The organism is Maridesulfovibrio salexigens DSM 2638, from assembly GCF_000023445.1.
GTDB classification, from domain to species: domain Bacteria; phylum Desulfobacterota; class Desulfovibrionia; order Desulfovibrionales; family Desulfovibrionaceae; genus Maridesulfovibrio; species Maridesulfovibrio salexigens.
The window spans coordinates 4,261,581-4,279,713 of record NC_012881.1 but is presented as its reverse complement, the minus strand read 5'-3'; the positions used below and the strand labels follow the sequence as shown (position 1 = coordinate 4,279,713).

Genomic DNA, 18,133 nt, shown 5'->3' with positions numbered 1-18,133 from the left:
GATGAGCAAATACCTCGACAGCATCATTGCCGGATTCGGCGGACAGGGCGTTATGCTCATCGGTAACCTGCTGGCCTACTCAGGTATGAATGCCGGACTGAATGTAACCTACATTCCGGTATACGGACCTGAAATGCGCGGCGGTACCGCGAACTGCACAGTCGTACTTTCTGACGACGAAATCGGTTCCCCGATCATCCGCACTCCGCACAGCCTGATCATCATGAACCGTCCTTCTCTGGATAAATTCCAGCCCATGCTCATGGATGACGGTATCCAGATCGTCAACTCCTCTCTTATTGATGCAGAGCTGGTAGATAACGAGCGCATCAAATCCTACATGGTGCCCTGCAACGATATCGCCGACAAACTCGGAAATACACGCTTGGCAAACATGGTAGCACTCGGTGCCTTCATCAAGGCAACCGGAATCATGGACCTGCAGGCAGTCATCGACTCCCTCGAAAACGTGATCTCCGCCCACTACCACCACCTCATCCCCAAAAACGCTGAAGCCCTCAAAGCAGGCGCTGAAGCTATCTAAGTACGCACACTTTAAATGCCCCCTGCGAATTCTCGTTGGGGGCATTTCTTTTTGATGCGCTTCGCGCTATTTAATAAAACAGATATTGCCTTCGGCGGCTTAAACACAAACTCCTGCCTTTAAAAATTTTCCTTAATTTTATCATTTGATTTGAGCGTTTTATTTCAAAAAAACGATACAGACTTTACGAAAGACCACAAACGTCTTCAGGAGCTAAATATGGATGTATTCAAGCCTGAAAAGCTTTTTGGAATTATCGGGCACCCTCTCGGACATACAATGAGTCCCCTGCTGCACAATTGGGGCTTTGCAGAGCACAAAATTCCGGCAGTTTACATGGCTTGGCCCACTGAACCGGAAAAGGTTGAAAGTTTCATGCAGACTTTCAGAAATCTGCCTATTTCAGGTGCCAGCGTAACAATTCCGCACAAACTTTCCGTAATGGACTACATTGATCAGCTAACCGAACGTGCAGAGTCCGTCGGAGCAGTGAATACCCTGTATTGGGACGGTGATAAAATAGTGGGAGACAATACTGATGCAGCAGGCGTATCAGAACCTCTGCGTCCTTATTCTGATCAGATAAAAAAAGCTCTTCTGATCGGAGCTGGCGGTGCCGCTCGCGCTGCGATCACAGGACTTCAGTCATTGGGCATCAAGGAAATTTTTATTACCAACCGCACTAAATCAAAAGCAGATGATCTCGCTGCTGAATTCAAAATATCAGCCCTTGATTGGGACGCTCGTGGCGATCAACACTTAGATCTTATCGTGAATTCAACCTCGCTGGGCATGTCTGGAAAATTTGAAGAGATCAACCCCATGATCATGGAGAATCAGGATAAGAACACCATCATCTTTGATCTGGTCTACAACCCCCTGGAGACTGTTTTGATCCGAAAAGCTAAATCCAAAGGCTGCACCGTAATCCACGGAATTGAGATGTTTGTCCATCAGGGGCTGGAACAGTTCAGATTATGGACGGGAATTAAACTTGATGAGAAGAAAGCGCGGGAGCTTTTGTTGGAGAAGTTATAAAAAAACTTCGCCTCTCCATACGAAGAGGCGAAGCCTAATAATAGTTTTTGGGATTCTTAAACCCTTTTTACAAGAAGGGTTTAAGGCCCCCGGCAGGGCATCCGAAGGCTATCCAATACAAACAGACTTAACGTTCACGAACTCACGAATTCCGTAGGTCGAAAGCTCACGACCGTAGCCTGAATTCTTAACCCCTCCGAAGGGTAACGGAGGACGGCTGCTTACACGTCCGTTCACATAGACCAGCCCGGCTTCAATCTGTCGAGCAAGACGCAAACCTTTCTCAACATCACTAGTCCATACAGAACCGCCAAGACCGAATGCGCTGTCATTAGCCATTTCCATGGCCTTTTCTTCGCTTTCAGCCCGGAAAACAAGGGCTACAGGTCCAAATATTTCATCGCGTCCAGCCTGACTTTCAAAAGGAACGTCAGTGATGATAGTCGGGGGATAAAAAGCACCTTCAGCTTCAGGTACTTCCCCACCGCAAACAACCTTTCCACCGGCTTTAAGGCAGCTATTTACCTGACCGATTAAATTGTCGCGGAACTGATGTGAAGCCATGGGACCCATGACGGTATTCTCATCCAGAGGATTACCCATAGGCACAGATTCCATACGTTCTTTCAGCTTGCCAACGAACTCGTCATAAACGTCATTGTGGACAATGAAACGCTTTGCGGCAATGCAAGCCTGTCCAGCGTTGGAACAGCGGGATTCAGCACCAGTAGCTGCTGCCTTGTCCAGATCAGCATCAGCAAGAACTACAAAGGCATCGCTTCCGCCCAGTTCCATGACAGATCTTTTGAGATGTGCTCCGGCTAAAGCGGCAACCGCACGCCCTGCCCGGACACTACCGGTCAGGCAGACGCCGATAACAGAGTCTTCTGCCAGCACGTCTTCAACTTGCCCGGTACCGACGATTAATGTCCTAAAAACATTTTCAGGGAACATAGATTCGCGGAAGAGCTCTTCAATAGCCAGAGCGCACTGTGGTACGTTGGGAGCATGCTTCAAAAGCATTGTGTTGCCTGCCATAAGAGTGGGTACGGCAATACGCAAAACCTGCCAGACGGGGTAGTTCCAAGGCATCACGGCCAGTACAGTGCCCATAGGGGCGTACTCCACGGAACACTGCATACCGTCAACTGTTTTCGGCTCACTTGCGAGCATGGCAGCACCGTTGTCAGCATAAAAATCGCAGACAGTTGCGGACTTAAGCACTTCTGCCCTGCCCGACTTAAGCGGCTTACCCATCTCAGCAGCCATAAGTTCTGCAAAATGGTCTGCTCGTTCACGGAGGAGAACAGCCAAGTTGCGAAGGCAATCCGCACGCTGCTCAAGGGAACTTAATTTCCAAGTTGAATAAGCATCCGCAACTGAGTTTAAAATAGCGGAAGTTTCAGCGGAGCTATATTCATCAAAACTTTTTTCGACCTTTCCGGTCATCGGGTTGGTACTCTGAATAGCCATCGGGGCAATACCTTATTTTATATGATTTTTCTCAAATGAGATATGAATATGATTAATGCGTGGAAAGGCTACTTAACAAGAAAGAAACAAAAGAAAAAGGCGGCAACCCTTGGGAAACCGCCTTTATTTTATCTATAATCAAACTGATTTTACTGGACGTAAACTTTGATCCTGTCGCCGGGGCGAAGAATTGATTTTGAATTCAGGCTGTTCCATTTCATCAGCGAAGATACTTTCACTCCGAATCGACGAGCGATTTTCCAGAGATTGTCACCTCGGCGTACACGGTATTTAACCAACTGCTGTTTTACATTTTCAGCCTTGGCAACAGAACGTGCAGAACTGCGGGCGTTATTGTCAGGAATGTAAAGCTTCTGACCAATCTTAAGTCTTGAAGAGTAAAGACCGTTAGCACGCTTAAGAGTGGTAACACTTACGCTATAGCGACTGGCGATATCCCAGAGGGTATCACCCTTGCGAACCCGATAGTTGGCACGGCTCTGCGCGGTACGACGGGTTTTAGTGGTTTTGGTTGCGTAAACAGCCTTGGCAGAACCTCTACCCGGAATCATGATGTACTGTCCGGGTTTGATCAGGTTAGACCTGCGGTTGTTCACCGACTTAAGCACAGCTACGGGAATACCGTAACGGTTTGCAATGCGGTACCAGGAATCGCCCTTACGGATTTTGTAACGCTTGTACCCGGCAAAAGGACGGGAATTGGGAGATTCGAGATAATCGGAAGCATCAGCCATAACCCTTTCAGGCAGGTAGGCATTAATGACTGCGTTGGGCGGGCTGACCTGTCTGCGGAAATGGGGGTTGAGTTTATGGAACTCACTCCATTTCATTCCGCAAGCTTTAGCAAGGGCCAGCAGATCAGTTCCACCGGGAACCTTTACAGTTTCAACCTGAATGCCGTTTTCCCAATTGATATTGGTGAAACCGAGTTCATCAAGGTTTTTGAAAATTTTGGAGATGGCGATAAATTTAGGAACGTAGTTCTTGGTCTCAGCGCGCAGTCTCGCTCTTCTACTGAGCTTGTGGTTATTCTTGGTCAGGTCGAAGAAATCTTTGGAACCGGTCTTTTTCAAAGCTCTTCCGATTTTACCTTCACCAGCATTGTAAGCTGCAAGAGCCAGATACCAATCGCCGAACATTTCGTGCAAAACTTTGAGGTATTCTACTGCTGCTTTAGTGGATTTATATGGATCACGACGCTCATCAACCCACCAGTCTACACGCAGACCGTATAATCGACCTGTATAAGGCATAAACTGCCACATACCAGCTGCGCCAACACGGGAATAAGCCCACGCATTGTATCCACTCTCAGCAAATGGCAGCATCGCCAGATCCTGAGGCATGTTATTCTCGGAAAGTACCTGACGAACATAAGGCAGGAAAGGCTCGGAGCGCTGAAGCCAACGGTCAAAGGTCTTACGCGCCTTATGAGTGAAGAAACCGAAGTACTGCTGCACTTCTTTGGTATCGTGCTCATCAAGGTTAAAGTAGATACCGTTGCTGGACTGAAGAACTTTCTCTTCTTCAGGGGTCAGCTTTTCAGCTTCCTGCGGTGCGGCTTCAAGTTCAGGATCAAGAGGCTCGATCCCGGAATCCGTAACTTCTGTTTCAACTGAAGCTTCGCTTTTAAGAGCTGCCGCTGTCTGGGCATCAATTGCAACCTCTTCAACCGGAGCGGTCTTGGCTGTACACCCTGCAAAAAATGCAAATAAAGCCAGAAGTGCGATTAACCGAAAAGATTTCAGCATCTTCGACTCCTTGTCACTGTGGACGTCAAACGTATTGATTTTATCCATAATTTATCTAGAAAAACTATAAAATTTACCCGGTTAGGCACATAAAAAGAAGCTCAAGAGCTTAAAAAAACAAGCTTTTCAGTGCAAAAAATTGAGTTGTTCAAACATATGTAGAGCTATACTAAAGCGCGAGGGTTTGCAATAGTAAAACGAAAGGTATAGATTGCCCAAACCGTTCGGGCGCAAGGGTTTCAGGCAATTTTGGCCATGCAATGAACGGGTTCGGTGTTAATATAATGAAAATCGTATTCACCGTAACAGAGCATTTTAATTAACCAATTATGAGATCTGAATATAAGCCAAATTCAACTCTCATTCGAAAAAAAGACAAATTGAAAAAATCCGCACCCTGAGCAGATTTTTATTTTTTAAATAAAAAGGTAGATCTTGCATGAAAAAACAGACCAGAGAAGACGATAATACCATCATAGCGGGCCGCAAACCGGTTCAGGAGCTGCTTTTAGACTCTCCTGAGAGGATTGACCTGCTTTACCTGCAAAAAGGGCGTCAGGACAAAAATTTTGAGCGCACCATCCAACGCTGCAAAAAGTACGGCATCAAATATAAAATTGCCGACAAAGCAGAACTGGGACGTGTTTTCTCCGGCAACCATCAGGGAGTGATCGCCCGCGTAGCAGCACTGCCCTTTGCAGATTTCGATGATATGCTGGAGAACCTTGCTGATTCTCCGCTCCCTCTGCTTGTGGTACTTGATCAGGTACAGGACCCCGGCAACGTCGGTGTCTTGGCTCGTTCCCTCTACGCTTTGGGCGGGGCCGGAATCGTAACTGCCAAGCATGGCGGTGCATTTCTCGGACCGGCAGCAGTAAAAGCAAGTGCCGGAGCACTGAATAAACTTCCGGTAGCCCGGGTAAACAACATTTCACAGGCTCTCGACAAAGCCATCGATATGGGAATTAATATTTACGGTGCAGGATTGGATGATGATTCTTCTTCCGCCTACACAGCAGAAATCCACACCCCGGCAATCCTTGTCCTCGGTAATGAGGAAAAAGGTATCCGTTTCAATGTGGAAAAACGTTGTCAGAAACTTATCCACATTCCTTTCCGCAGAGACTTCGATTCCCTGAACGTTGCCCAGGCAGGAGCTATGTTGATCAGTGAATTTGCCAGACGTTTAGGCTAAATTCGTCAATATTTTCTGCCCGTGCAGACATAAAGTAAGCCCCGTGAAGATAAGCTTTTCTTCACGGGGCTTACTTTTAGAAATAATCTTGAAAATATCTATTTAATATAATTGGGCAGATTTAGAAAAATATTACGTGTAAAATCGATCATTTTATCCATAATCCACGGGAAGGCAAAAAGCAGCGCCAGAAACATGGAAACAATCTTCGGAACAAAAGTCAGGGTCATTTCCTGAATCTGGGTTGCGGCCTGAATAACGGAAACAAAAATACCCACAACCAGCCCGACCATGAGCATAGGCAGAGCCAGCGTCAGGGCCAGTTCAATAGATTGCTTAGCAAATCCGATAACAAATTCTGGGGTCATTTTTTTATGCCTCCGCGTAAAAAAGACGCACTACTGCCCGGGTCACTGGAACGTGTTGACGATGGAACCCGTCAAAAGCGACCAGCCGTCAACCATGATAAACAATAAGATTTTAAACGGTAACGAAACCATTGCCGGGGGCAGCATCATCATACCCATAGCCAGCAGAATACTGGCGATAACCATATCGAGGATCAGGAACGGAACGTAAATCAGAAAGCCGATGGTAAAACCGGTTTTCAGCTCACTGATGGTATATGCGGCGACGAGAAGCATTGTATTAACGTCCTCTTTGGTTTCCGGCCTTTTTTCCCCGGTTATGGAATAAAAAATCGAGAGGTCTTTCTCTCTGGTATGTTTGAATAAAAATGTGCGGATGGGTACCTGCGCCCGATCTATGGCTTCACTAAAGCCGATCTCTTCATTGAGGTAAGGCTGTAACGCTGAATCATTGATAGCCTTCCCGGTGGGCATCATGATGACCACAGTCATGAAAATGGCAAGTGAAGCCAGAATCTGGTTGGGAGGCATCTGCTGCGTTCCCATAGCCTGACGCAGAAAATGAAATACGATAATGATCCGGGTAAAGGAGGTCATGGTCAGCAGGATTGACGGAGCCATGCCCAGAATAGTGAGCAGGAACAGGATTTCCAGAAGCTTGGCTACCTGCTCCGGTTCTTCCTGTCCGGCAGCTAGATTGAGCGTAAGAGTAGGTACTGTCTCCTGTGCAAAAGCTGCTGCCGGAATAAGCAGCAGAAAAATTGCGCTAAGAGTCAGAAGAGCCGGTACGTTCTTTTTCAAGGTATCCGGCAAAGTCGGAATCAATCTTTGCATGCCCTTCATCCCTTGCTTGGAGCAGAGTAATGTTATCCTGAGTAACACCTACCACGATTTCCTGATCGCGATACCTGACCACAGTAATATTCTGACGCGGCCCCAGCGGAAGCCGGTCCACTATTTCCAAAACACCCTTTCTGGCACCGGGAAAAGCCCCCCCGATATTCATGCGGCGCATAAAATAATACGCCAGCAACAACATTGCCAGAATGAAAAAAAGCGCTGCCGACATCTTGAGAACAGAACCAAGCCCGGTCTCAGGTGCAATAAATGCGGTGGCAGTTGCGTTAGGCAAGGTGCTTCACCCGTTCAATGGGGCTGATGATATCAGTCAGCCTGATACCGAATTTTTCGTTAATAACAACAGCTTCGCCGCGAGCGACCAATTTGCCGTTAACATAAATTTCAAGGGGTTCCCCGGCCAGTTTAGTCAATTCCACAACCGATCCGGTTCCCAATTGCAGCAGCTCGTTGATGAGCATTTTGGCACGGCCCAGCTCAGCGGAAACGTCCAGCGGAATATCGAGGATAAAATCAAGGTCGCGCCTTGAACCGTCATGGCGCGGGTTCTTGGCTTCATTGGTCAGGTCTTTGAAATCAGCATCCCTAGTCTGGGTACGCAGAAATTCCTGTTCCTTTTCCTTGCGAATGTCATCTCCGGTATCTTCAGCCAGTGCAGCAGCCCACTCATCAGCAAGAGCATCATCGCCGCCACCACCACCGCCAAGATCCAGATCACCACCACCTTCATCACCCTGCTCGCCAAGGGCAGCAGCCCATTCATTGGCAAGGGCTTCATCGTCAGTTGCTCCGCTATCATCCTGCTCCGACAAAGCCGCAGCCCATTCGTCAGCTAAAGCCTCATCATTACCGTCACCGGGATCACCTCCCAGAGGATCACCACCTGCGGAATCGTCAGTGAGTGCGTCCGCCCACTCCTGCGCTAATTTATCCTGATCAAGATCATCTGACATCATTGCAGCCTACCTCCGGATTATTCATTGGCCATCCCGTGAAAACAGTCCTGACGACATAAAATCGACACACCATCAAGGGGTTAAGCAAAAACCGTGCTACTGGATAACCATATCCGTAAAATATACCTGTAAAACCTTAGAGCCGCCCAGAATCTGGTTCAGTCGGTCCACAATTTCCTTTTTCAGCAGAATCTTGCTCTCCATTGTGGAAAGATCCTGATAGGTCTTGCTGGAAAGCAGCAGGATAAGTGTATCCTTGACCATAGGTTCTTTTTTGGAAAGCTCCGCCACGGCCTCTTCGCTGATAACCTCAACATCAACCCCAAGCTTAAGATACCTACGCCCGAGAGGGTCAGCGAGGTTAACTACAAAAGTAGGCAGGGTAACGGTAAAACCGTCACCGGGAAGAGTTCCCGGATCTTCACCCTCAGCGGCCTGATTATCCTTAGGTTCTTCCACAGCATCTTCAGGCTGGGCGGCAAAAAATTTCTTGTAGGCGAAAAAACCACCGCCACCAAGTATAGCAAGAAGCAGGATAAGAATTATCCACTTCAGCATTCCGCCTTTCTTTTTCGGTTCCTGACCTTCATCAGCCATGATTCACCCTCTTATGTATTTTTACTGAGCTAATAGCCCCCCATAGGGGGAGTCGTCTTTATCAATATTTCAACCCGCCTGTTCTGGGCTCGTCCTTCCGGCGTTGTATTGCTGTACAACGGAAAAGTCGGACCGCAAGCGGAAACTGTCAACCGGTCATTCATTATACCCTGCTCCACAAAATATGTAAGCACGGCCATGGCCCGCTCACCTGATAACCGAAAGTTCGATGGCCTCATGCCACCCACATTATCGGTATATCCGGCAATATTCACATCAGCGGAACCAAGATAATCAAGTACTGGAACCAATTGGTAAAGCAGTATTTTTGCCCTCTCGTCAAGTTCTGACTTACCAAGGGGAAACATAAGCTTATCCGTCAGTACCAGTGCGACACCCTCAGGCTTTGCAAGAACCTTAAGGTTCTCATCAAGAGTAGCCCGATCCATGTCCGGCGGCAAAACATCATCCGGAAAAAGCAAATCCTTAATGCGGTTCTGTTTTTCCAATACTTCCCAAGGACGCTCCAGAAATTCACTGACCAGCTTTACCTTGGCAGTTACCCGCCCGGAACCTCGCTTATCAAGAAAACCAAGTTCCGCCGGCATAATGGTAACGCGGGTAATAAAACTCTGGTCCATTGATGCCATACTTAGCAAGAGCACAAAAAAAGTCAAAAGCAGGGTAACCAAATCGGAGAATGTGACCAGCCATCCCCCGCCCGGATCCGGCGGCTTTTTTACTTTATCACGACCCATGAATCACTCTCACTGTCCTTTAGGCGGTTTTTCGGCATCACCGATAGGGAAGACAAAATCATCAAACTTGAATTTATCATCTTCCTTACGCGGAGGTTGATACTCCTTTATTTCCTTGGAAACAGCCGCACTGCGAGTATCAAGAACAAGATCCACCCTGCGATTCATCTTACGCCCTTCAGGGGTGGAATTTGGATGCCGAGGCCTGAATTTACCAAAAGCTTCCATCTTGAGCATCTCTGAATCCATGCCGTTGCGGATCAGGTAATTATAGACAGCGAGAGATCTGTTCAGAGAAATCTTCCATGAGATATCCGGAGTGAGATCCCGGTCTTCCACCCGGTAATCCTCACCCAGCTCATCGCGCAGGATAGAAGTATGCCCTGCAACAAGAACCGGATGCTTAACCCTTTTCAGAACCGGAAGTACGGTATCAAGAATTCGTGTACCTTCAATTGAGAGACTGGTGCTGTCAGGAGTGAAAAGGACATCGGCACCAATGGAAAGAATCTGCACAAAACGATTTGATTCAAAGCGCAAATCTTCTTCCGCAAATTCCCAGAGTAACGGCTTGATAGGCTCAAGGTCAGCCTGCAATTCCATAGGACCGACCTGAACAGTCTTGCGGGACTGGGTATCGGAAAGGACATCATACCCTTTGCTTCCAAAACCGAAAGTACCGATAATGGAACCGAGAACCACAAGCTTACGGCGTTCATCGACAACTGACATACTCACCAAAAGCACAAAAAAGGTGAGCATCAGGGTCATGAGGTCACTAAAGGTGATCAGCCATAAAGGCTGGCCCTCCGGCTCAGGCGGCTTCTTCTTCCTACCCATTTATCCCCCGGTAACCGTTTCAGTCCGTTACGCCAGTTAATCCGTAATCTTACGTATTTTAGGAGGCAGGAAGCTGTTCAGCTTCTCCTCGATAATTTTGGGGTTTTCACCTTTGGAAATTGAGATAATGCCTTCCATAACCATTTCCCTAAGCAGGATTTCCTCCTTACTGCGGGTCTTGAGTTTACCGGACATAGGCGTGAAAACAAGGTTGGCCAAAATCGCGCCATAAAGTGTAGTCAGCAGCGCAACCGCCATTGCAGGACCAATGGTACTTGGATCACTCATGGTCTGAAGCATCTGTACCAGACCGATAACTGTACCGATCATACCCATAGCCGGGGCAAAGTCTGCGAAAACTTTGAGAATTTCAGCCCCGGTTTCATGCCTGTTCTCAAGATACTGAATTTCAGTTTCCAGAATCTCCTGAATAACCTGCGGCTCAAGGCCGTCAACTGTAAGTTGCAGCCCTTTGCGCAGGAAATCGTCTTCAATGGATTTCAAGGCAGGTTCAAGAGAAAGAATACCTTCGCGGCGGGCGCGGTTAGCGAAATCCATGAACTTATCGATGATCTCACCCGGGGATTCAAGACTGGAAAAAAAAGTCTTTTTAATAACCCCTACAACCCCAAGCACATGGCCCATGGGATAGTTAACCAGCGATGCACCGATGGTCCCGCCGATAACAATCAGCACGGAGGGCACGGAAATAAAAATAGCCAGCGAACTTCCGACCAGAATAGCCGAAAGAACAAGCCCGAAAGATAGAACTATTCCTATAACTGTACCCAGATCCATTCAGTCCGCCTGTGGGTGTTTTAAAGTTTAATAGCCCGGCCTGGTGCCGAAAATCTTAGTACCGACCCTGATCATGGTTGAACCTTCTTCAATGGCTACCCGGAAATCTCCGGTCATGCCCATTGAAAGTTCCGGCAGCTTGATTCCGAAAAGCTTTTCCATGCCTTCGGAAAGCATACGCAGCCTTGCGAAATAAGGCCTTGCCCCTTCGGGATCTCCGAAAAATGGAGGCAGAGCCATAAGTCCGATCAGCTTAAGGTTTTTATAGCCCTGAATCTCTTCAACCAAAGCAGGGAGTGTCTCTTCAGTCACCCCGCACTTCTGACCCTCACAAGCGGTATTCACCTGAATGAGGATATTCTGAACGACATCCAAAGCTTCTGCTTTTTTATTCAGCAGTCCGGCAAGTTTAGAACTGTCCACACTATGAACTGCGCTGAACTTCCCGGCAACCTGCTTGGCCTTCTTGGATTGCAGACCGCCAATAAAATGCCAGTCTATATCCAGACCGGACAGCTCTTCCTGCTTGGCGAGGGCTTCCTGCACATAGGATTCCCCAAAACAGCGGTGCCCGGCATTGTACAAAATCTCAATATCAGAGGCGGCGTGAAGCTTGGAGACCGCCATGACGGTCACTTCTTCGGGTTTTCGACCGGCCCTAAGGCAGGCCTGAGCGACTTCTTCCTTAACCTCTGAGATATTTTCAATAAGTTCTTTTTCCCTGTTACTCATCGTCACACTGCCATTTTATGCAACGGCATACAGTAAAATTCGGTTGGTTATATAAATTTCTTTAATAAAAAGAAAACAAAAGGACAAGATTTCACAGAATCGACTACTCGCCGAGTCCAAGGGAACGCAGAAAACCGACGTCTTCAGTCCAGCCTTCACGTACCTTAACCCAGAGTTCGAGCATAACTTTCATTTCAAGCATCTCTTCCAGTTCACGTCTGGCCTGAGTGCCTATTTTCTTAAGATTCTGGCCACCCTTACCGATGATCATACCTTTGTGATTCTTCTTGGTGGTGTAGATGATCGCCCCGATATTAACCAGATTGCGCTCCGGTTCCTCGGTCCAGAATTCAATCTCAACCGCGGTGGAGTAAGGAAGTTCCTGCTGCAAACTCATGAAAAGCTTTTCACGCACAGTCTCAGCAGCCATAAAGCGCATGGGCACGGTGGAAACCTGATCTTCAGGGAACATGGGTGCGCCTTCGGGCAGGGTCTCAATGACCTTTTCCAGCAGCACATCCGCTCCATCACCTTTCAAAGCGGAAACGGGAATAAACTCAGCTTCTGGCCAAAGTTCCTGAGCCTTTTCCATAACCGGAAGAAGCTTGGCTTTATCCTTAACCTTATCGACCTTGTTAACAGCCACAAAAAGCTTTTTGCGAGACTGGTTCACGGGCTTAACGACCGGAGCCAGTTCCTGTTCCATCAGGTGCGGTTTAGCAGCGTAAAGAGCTGCGTCAAACAAAACCACAATAGCATCGGCGTTGCCGAGAGCTTCCCAGGCGGAATCAAGCAGGAAGCGGTTCATCTTGCCGCGCATGCGGTGGATACCGGGGGTGTCCAGAAAGACGACCTGTGAATTTTCATCACTCAGGATACCGCTGATGCGGTTACGGGTGGTCTGGGGTTTGGGTGAAACAATTGCCACCTTCTGGCCCAGATAGTGGTTCATGAGAGTGGATTTACCTGCGTTAGGCGGGCCGATCAAAGCAACCCAGCCAAATTTATATTCTTCAGACATATTATTTCCTTATTTATTCTGATGCGCTATCGCGCTTTTATTTAAAGGCCTCCGACGGCCCTTCGGGGACCAGAGAAACCTTTTATTAAGCTTCGCTGTTTACATTAAAAAATTCGTGCGGTCATTCATTTCACCCAACCGCTGAGGGCAAAATACACGAAAAATTGATACTAGGCCAATTTCAAAAAGCAGCGTTCTTGAAACGGGCTGATTAAACGCTAAAAGACCTTCCCAAAAATATTTTGGAAAGGTCTTTATTGATCTAACACTTAACTAGATTTTTTCATGAAAAATTCTAGTTTCACGTGAAACCAAATACTTATCAAATTTAACTTTCTTCCTCACCCTGAACGTAGCCGCAACCTTTCTCAGGACAGGCGATGTGCTCACCTTTGGCGCGGGTGGTCTTTTTGACCAGCACAGGATGACCGCATTTGGGACAAGGTCCGTCAATAGGCGGATACCAGACCGCATAGTCGCAATCCGGATACTGATCACAGGAATAGAAGAGCTTGCCGCGACGGGAGCTTTTTTCCACCAGTTCACCCTTACATCCTTCACGGGGACATTTAACCCCGGTAGAGAAAGGTTTGGCGTGTTTGCAGTCAGGATAATTGGAACAGGCGATGAAGCGGCTGCCGGTGCGGGCATGCTTGATGATCAGGTCGCCATCATCACAATCGGGACATTTACCGACAATCTGAGCTGTGGGAGTTTCCACAACCTTGATCTTGCCCTCATCGTCACGCTCAAAATTCTTGATGTTGCGGCAATCGGGATACCCGGTACAGCCGAGGAATTCACCACGATTGGAACGCTTGATAGCCATAGCACTGCCGCACTTTTCGCAGGTAACCCCGGTTTCTTCCGGCGGCTCTTCTTCAAGAACGACAATCTTTCCTTTCTCATCGCGAGTGAAGTTGACGATATTTTTGCATTCCGGATAGTTGGAGCAACCGAGAAATTCGCCGGTACGCCCGAACTTGATAACCATTGGTGATTCGCACTTATCACAGGTTATCCCGGTATCCTCGCCACCGCGCTTCATTTCTTTAGCAGCAGTTTCAAGGGTGGGATAAAATCCGTCCACGAAATCCTTCATCAGCGAGGTCCACTCGATCTTGCCGTCAGCAACATCATCAAGCTGCTTTTCCATGGCAGCGGTGAACCCTACATCCATAAGTTCCTTGAAATGCTCGGAAAGCTGATCGCTGACAACAAAACCAAGCTCTGTGGGAATAAATTTCTTTTCCTCCAGATTCACGTAACCGCGATCCTGAATGGTAGAAATGATTGATGCATAGGTAGACGGACGACCGATGCCCTTCTCCTCAAGCTCACGCACGAGGGAAGCTTCAGAATAACGGGCCGGAGGCTGGGTGAACTTCTGTTCGCTCTCGATCTTATCAACCTTGAGCACTTCACCTTTTTCCAGCTTGGGCAGCTCGATAAGCTTTTCATCACCGGTCTTTCCGGTAACACGCATAAAACCGGGGAAAAGAAGTCTTTCACCCTTGGAACGCCAGATGGTGTTCTTGGCCTGAATGGTCACTACAGTATCCCAGAAACGAGCAGGAGCCATCTGGGAAGCGATAAAACGATTCCAGATGAGCTTGTAGACCTTAAACTGATCAGCAGGCAGATAAGGCTTTACGTCTTCAGGAAGGATGGATGCGTCGACAGGACGAATCGCTTCGTGAGCATCCTGAGCACCGCCTTTGGATTTGTAGACCTGCGGTTTGGCCGGATAGAACTCATCACCGTACTTATCAAGAATTACCTTCTTGGCGGTATCACGTGCTTCGTTGGCAATACGTACGGAGTCAGTACGCATATAAGTGATCAGTGCGGTAGTACCTTTATCCCCAAGCTCGACACCTTCGTAGAGACGCTGGGCAAGAGTCATGGTCCGCTTGGCGGAATAACCGAGCCTGCGGTTGGCATCCTGCTGCAAAGTGGAGGTAATGTAAGGCGGAAGAGGATTGCGTTTACGTTCCTTTTCAGTGAGATCAGTAATCTCGAAGGGCACGCCTTTAACATTGCTCTGCAAAGCTTCAGCTTCATCAGCAGAACCGATTTCAGCCTTTTTACCGTCAACCTTCCAGAGGTCGGCTATAAACGGCGGCGGATTTTTACCTTCCACATGGGCTTTGAAGAGCCAGTATTCTTCAGGGATGAAAGCACGGCGGGCTTTTTCACGCTCCACTACGAGCTTAAGCGCAACGGACTGTACGCGCCCTGCGGAAATACCCCTTTTTACCTTTTTCCAAAGGATGGGAGAAATTTTATAACCCACCAGACGGTCCAGAATACGACGGGCCTGCTGGGAATCAAAAAGCTGTTCATTGAGCGGCTGCGGATGTTCCAGGGCTTCTTTAACAGCCCTTGCAGTAATTTCGTTGAACTGGATACGGCTGACGTTCTCGTTCACTTCCTTGATAATGGCTGCCACATGCCAGCCGATAGCCTCCCCTTCGCGGTCGGGGTCAGGTGCGAGGAAGACATGATCGGCTTTAGCCGCTGCCTTCTTCAGCTTATTGACCACATCCTCTTTACCGGGAATGACCTGATACTGGGGGGTGAAATCACCATTCTCTTCGACGCCAAGCTTGTTCTTGGGCAGGTCGCGTACGTGACCTACGGACGCAGCAACCTGATAGTTCCTGCCAAGAAACTTACTGATAGTCTTCACCTTTGCCGGGGACTCAACAACAATCAAATCTTTGCTCATAGTTTGCAGCCTATAACCACCAAGAGAACACTATGCAACCATAAAAAATCACCGAAACAGGGATTTCACCATTCGGAATCCATATGCACAGCAGTTAAATGTTATTTTTAAACCCTTAAATAATCAGGAAGAAATACAATCTTTCAACGCTGATAATTTTCCATGTAAAATTTCTGTATCGGCACCGTCACGAGCAGCCAATTCAAGCTCCTTGGCCTTAACAGTCACTTCAGGAAGTCCAAATGTTCGAGCTGAACCTGCTACAGCATGGGCATTTTTATACAGCTTTTCCAGATCACTGAAAGACCCGCTGCTTTCATACCCTTCCAAATACCCTTCCAGCTCAGCAACACGCCCGCCAAGAGCCGCAGCATATCTTTTATTAAGCTCAGCAATCTTTTCGTCAAGTGTAGCCATATTTGCCTCCGGCGGCGCTTTCAGCGGGACCAGAGAAACTTTTTGTAAAAAGTTTCTCTGGACTCATCAAAAACTTTCAATAGGGCTTCGCCGCTTATTTTCGAAAATTTACGTATAATTTTAAAAAATGTTCAAGTCTTAAAATTAAAAAGAGCGAAGCTTATTAAAAAGTTCCCCTTCCCCAGCCGCCGGAGACATCAATAAAAAAGCCCGCGTAGTGCGGGCTTTTGTCATTATTTTTTGGAGCTGTTCATCAACATTGCTCCTGCTCCCTGTATAAGCAGGAAGAGGATCAGGAAGTGGATGAACATATCCTTCTGGATAGCACCCCAGATAATGTAGACTGAACCACAACCTGCCAGCAGCGGGCATAGGTAACGGCTTATCGGGCCGAGATCGGTGAAAGTCTTCATCACCCAGATGTAGATGGAGATGTAGATTACGTACAGGAATGCGATGGGAAGCTCGGAAACATCCATGAACTGGCCCCACCAGCCGTGGAAGTTACCGTACCATACAACCAGCCAGAAGCAGGACAGGAAATAACCGATGATAGCAGACCAGCTGGTGCTGTTTGTCACGGGGTTAACCTGTTTGAAAAGAGATGCCTTGGGACCGAGGTCGCGGGAAGCAATGGAGAACATGCCGCGTGCGGAACCCATAATCAGTCCGTTGAGGGTACCGAGGCAAGAAATGATAACAAACACGGTCAGCAGGGTGCCGCCAACGTTGCCGAAGATCATTTCAATAACACGTACAGGTGCGGCGTCGCCTTCAGCCAGAACCTGATCGTTGGTCAGTACGCCGGAAATACCCAGATAATAGAGCATGTAGATGGTCATAACCGCGATGGTACCTACAACCAGTGCACGGGGAAGAGTCTTTTTGGCGTCTTTGAGTTCGGCGTTGATTACGGTAGCGATGATCCAGCCCTCGTAAGCAAAAGCGGTGGAAAGAGTTGCTACAGCAAGGCCGCCGCCGCTGCCGGAAATTTCACTGGCGGTCTGCATGAAGTTCTGCATGGTCTGTCCGCTGGAAAGACCTGCAAGACCACCTACAACAGCAACAAGGCCAAGCGGAATAAGCTTGATTATAGTAGAAGATACCTGCCATTTACCTGCCAGAACCGGAGAATAGTAGTTGAGCAGGAAAAATACAGTCAGATAGACGAAGGAAAGAGGCCAGAGCATATCTTTCATGCCCACAAGACCCACGGTGTAGTTAGCGGATACCCAGGCAAGAACCGCTACCAGAGTCGGGTAGTAAATGAAGGTCATGAACCAACCGACCATGTACCCGGCCTTTTCGCCGTAAGCTTCCTCAAAATAGTCAACCAGACCGTTAACCTTTTCAATGCGGGTAGCGATCTTTGAAAAAACATATGCGGTAACAACCATAATAGCGCCACCGATCAGCCAGGCAAGTAATGCGGTGGGAAGATCTCCACCGGCAGCCTTGAGAACATCATCGGCCTTAAAGAATACTCCTGAGCCGATTACAATGCCCACAACCATTGCGGTTGCAGTCCAGAAACCGTATTTCTTCTGTAAATTATCCATACTAAACAATCACCCCTTTATACTTCTTCCAAACGTCCTTCCACGAATCCAAAATGCAGCTTACAATCTGGAAATACAAAAAACAGGAAGGCAACCCTCCGCACACTAAATACCGATAAGTAACAGCTGCACACAATCCCTGCTGGAGATACATAAAAAAATGCAAACTATTACTGATCACAAGACACAAACAGATTTACTTGCGCGGATAATGCGGTTCTGTCCAGAATTTTTTTTGTATTTTTTAGCAAAAAAATTAATTTTTGTGCTTTAAATATCAAAATTACACTATTTAATCCACCACGATGTGGGTAATTCATAATAACAATTCAACTTTGCATTCAAGCCGATTCCGAGCAACTTCTCAAAGAGTCTTCCATAGGAACGATGGTAATCAAAATTTTCATAAAGGCTAAATTAAACATTGAATACAACCATTAAAACCACTATCAGCATCCTTTTAATCTAAGACAATA

18 protein-coding genes are annotated in these 18,133 nt (G+C 47.6%); 3 read left to right on the top strand and 15 right to left on the bottom strand.

Annotated features, from left to right (window positions below):
• The first annotated feature begins 1 nt into the window (after position 1).
• Both DESAL_RS19460 and aroE read left to right on the top strand, forming a co-directional pair.
• Positions 2–544, top strand: a complete 543-nt coding sequence (locus tag DESAL_RS19460) for a 2-oxoacid:ferredoxin oxidoreductase subunit gamma family protein (protein WP_015853684.1) — start codon at positions 2–4, stop codon at positions 542–544.
• A 219-nt stretch (positions 545–763) separates the two neighbouring features.
• Complete coding sequence (aroE, locus tag DESAL_RS19455; RefSeq protein ID WP_015853683.1) at positions 764–1,582, top strand: shikimate dehydrogenase; 819 nt, start codon at positions 764–766, stop codon at positions 1,580–1,582.
• 108 nt (positions 1,583–1,690) lie between these two features.
• On the opposite strand, the gene DESAL_RS19450 is transcribed toward aroE, so the two are convergent.
• Together DESAL_RS19450 and DESAL_RS19445 are read right to left on the bottom strand one after the other, a co-directional pair.
• Positions 1,691–3,055: an NAD-dependent succinate-semialdehyde dehydrogenase gene (locus tag DESAL_RS19450; protein ID WP_015853682.1), complete on the bottom strand. Its 1,365-nt coding sequence runs from the start codon at positions 3,053–3,055 to the stop codon at positions 1,691–1,693.
• A gap of 149 nt (positions 3,056–3,204) precedes the next feature.
• Positions 3,205–4,827, bottom strand: a complete 1,623-nt coding sequence (locus DESAL_RS19445) for a LysM peptidoglycan-binding domain-containing protein (RefSeq protein ID WP_015853681.1) — start codon at positions 4,825–4,827, stop codon at positions 3,205–3,207.
• Between the two features lie 439 nt (positions 4,828–5,266).
• On the opposite strand from DESAL_RS19445, the gene rlmB reads away from it, so the two are divergent.
• Positions 5,267–6,022, top strand: coding sequence for a 23S rRNA (guanosine(2251)-2'-O)-methyltransferase RlmB (gene rlmB, locus DESAL_RS19440; RefSeq protein ID WP_015853680.1), 756 nt, complete (start codon positions 5,267–5,269; stop codon positions 6,020–6,022).
• Positions 6,023–6,120: 98 nt separating this feature from the next.
• Here the strand turns inward: rlmB and fliQ are convergent, their stop codons facing one another.
• From fliQ to DESAL_RS19375, 13 genes are all read right to left on the bottom strand, one after another.
• Complete coding sequence (gene fliQ / locus DESAL_RS19435) at positions 6,121–6,390, bottom strand: flagellar biosynthesis protein FliQ (RefSeq protein WP_015853679.1); 270 nt, start codon at positions 6,388–6,390, stop codon at positions 6,121–6,123.
• Positions 6,391–6,432: 42 nt separating this feature from the next.
• Entirely contained in the window at positions 6,433–7,224 is a 792-nt protein-coding gene (fliP, locus tag DESAL_RS19430) for a flagellar type III secretion system pore protein FliP (RefSeq protein ID WP_049760039.1), read from the bottom strand.
• On the bottom strand, positions 7,157–7,522 hold the full coding sequence (gene fliO, locus DESAL_RS19425) for a flagellar biosynthetic protein FliO (protein ID WP_015853677.1): 366 nt from the start codon (positions 7,520–7,522) through the stop codon (positions 7,157–7,159). Before fliO ends, fliP begins: the two co-directional genes overlap by 68 nt.
• Positions 7,515–8,204 carry a flagellar motor switch protein FliN gene (fliN, locus tag DESAL_RS19420; RefSeq protein WP_015853676.1) on the bottom strand — a complete coding sequence of 230 codons (690 nt, stop codon included), beginning with the start codon at positions 8,202–8,204 and terminating at the stop codon, positions 7,515–7,517. Before fliN ends, fliO begins: the two co-directional genes overlap by 8 nt.
• Positions 8,205–8,300: 96 nt before the next feature.
• Entirely contained in the window at positions 8,301–8,801 is a 501-nt protein-coding gene (locus DESAL_RS19415) for a flagellar basal body-associated FliL family protein (protein WP_015853675.1), read from the bottom strand.
• A 29-nt stretch (positions 8,802–8,830) separates the two neighbouring features.
• Positions 8,831–9,559, bottom strand: a complete 729-nt coding sequence (locus DESAL_RS19410; protein WP_015853674.1) for an OmpA family protein — start codon at positions 9,557–9,559, stop codon at positions 8,831–8,833.
• 9 nt (positions 9,560–9,568) lie between these two features.
• Positions 9,569–10,399, bottom strand: a complete 831-nt coding sequence (locus DESAL_RS19405) for an OmpA/MotB family protein (RefSeq protein WP_015853673.1) — start codon at positions 10,397–10,399, stop codon at positions 9,569–9,571.
• A 36-nt stretch (positions 10,400–10,435) separates the two neighbouring features.
• Positions 10,436–11,197, bottom strand: a complete 762-nt coding sequence (locus DESAL_RS19400) for a motility protein A (RefSeq protein ID WP_015853672.1) — start codon at positions 11,195–11,197, stop codon at positions 10,436–10,438.
• A 27-nt stretch (positions 11,198–11,224) separates the two neighbouring features.
• Complete coding sequence (locus DESAL_RS19395; protein WP_015853671.1) at positions 11,225–11,929, bottom strand: YggS family pyridoxal phosphate-dependent enzyme; 705 nt, start codon at positions 11,927–11,929, stop codon at positions 11,225–11,227.
• A 103-nt stretch (positions 11,930–12,032) separates the two neighbouring features.
• On the bottom strand, positions 12,033–12,950 hold the full coding sequence (gene era, locus DESAL_RS19390; protein WP_015853670.1) for a GTPase Era: 918 nt from the start codon (positions 12,948–12,950) through the stop codon (positions 12,033–12,035).
• A 328-nt stretch (positions 12,951–13,278) separates the two neighbouring features.
• Positions 13,279–15,681, bottom strand: coding sequence for a type I DNA topoisomerase (gene topA, locus DESAL_RS19385; protein ID WP_015853669.1), 2,403 nt, complete (start codon positions 15,679–15,681; stop codon positions 13,279–13,281).
• Positions 15,682–15,804: 123 nt separating this feature from the next.
• Positions 15,805–16,098 carry an Hpt domain-containing protein gene (locus DESAL_RS19380; RefSeq protein WP_015853668.1) on the bottom strand — a complete coding sequence of 98 codons (294 nt, stop codon included), beginning with the start codon at positions 16,096–16,098 and terminating at the stop codon, positions 15,805–15,807.
• Positions 16,099–16,331: 233 nt separating this feature from the next.
• Positions 16,332–17,657 carry an APC family permease gene (locus DESAL_RS19375; RefSeq protein WP_015853667.1) on the bottom strand — a complete coding sequence of 442 codons (1,326 nt, stop codon included), beginning with the start codon at positions 17,655–17,657 and terminating at the stop codon, positions 16,332–16,334.
• Positions 17,658–18,133 lie beyond the last annotated feature (476 nt).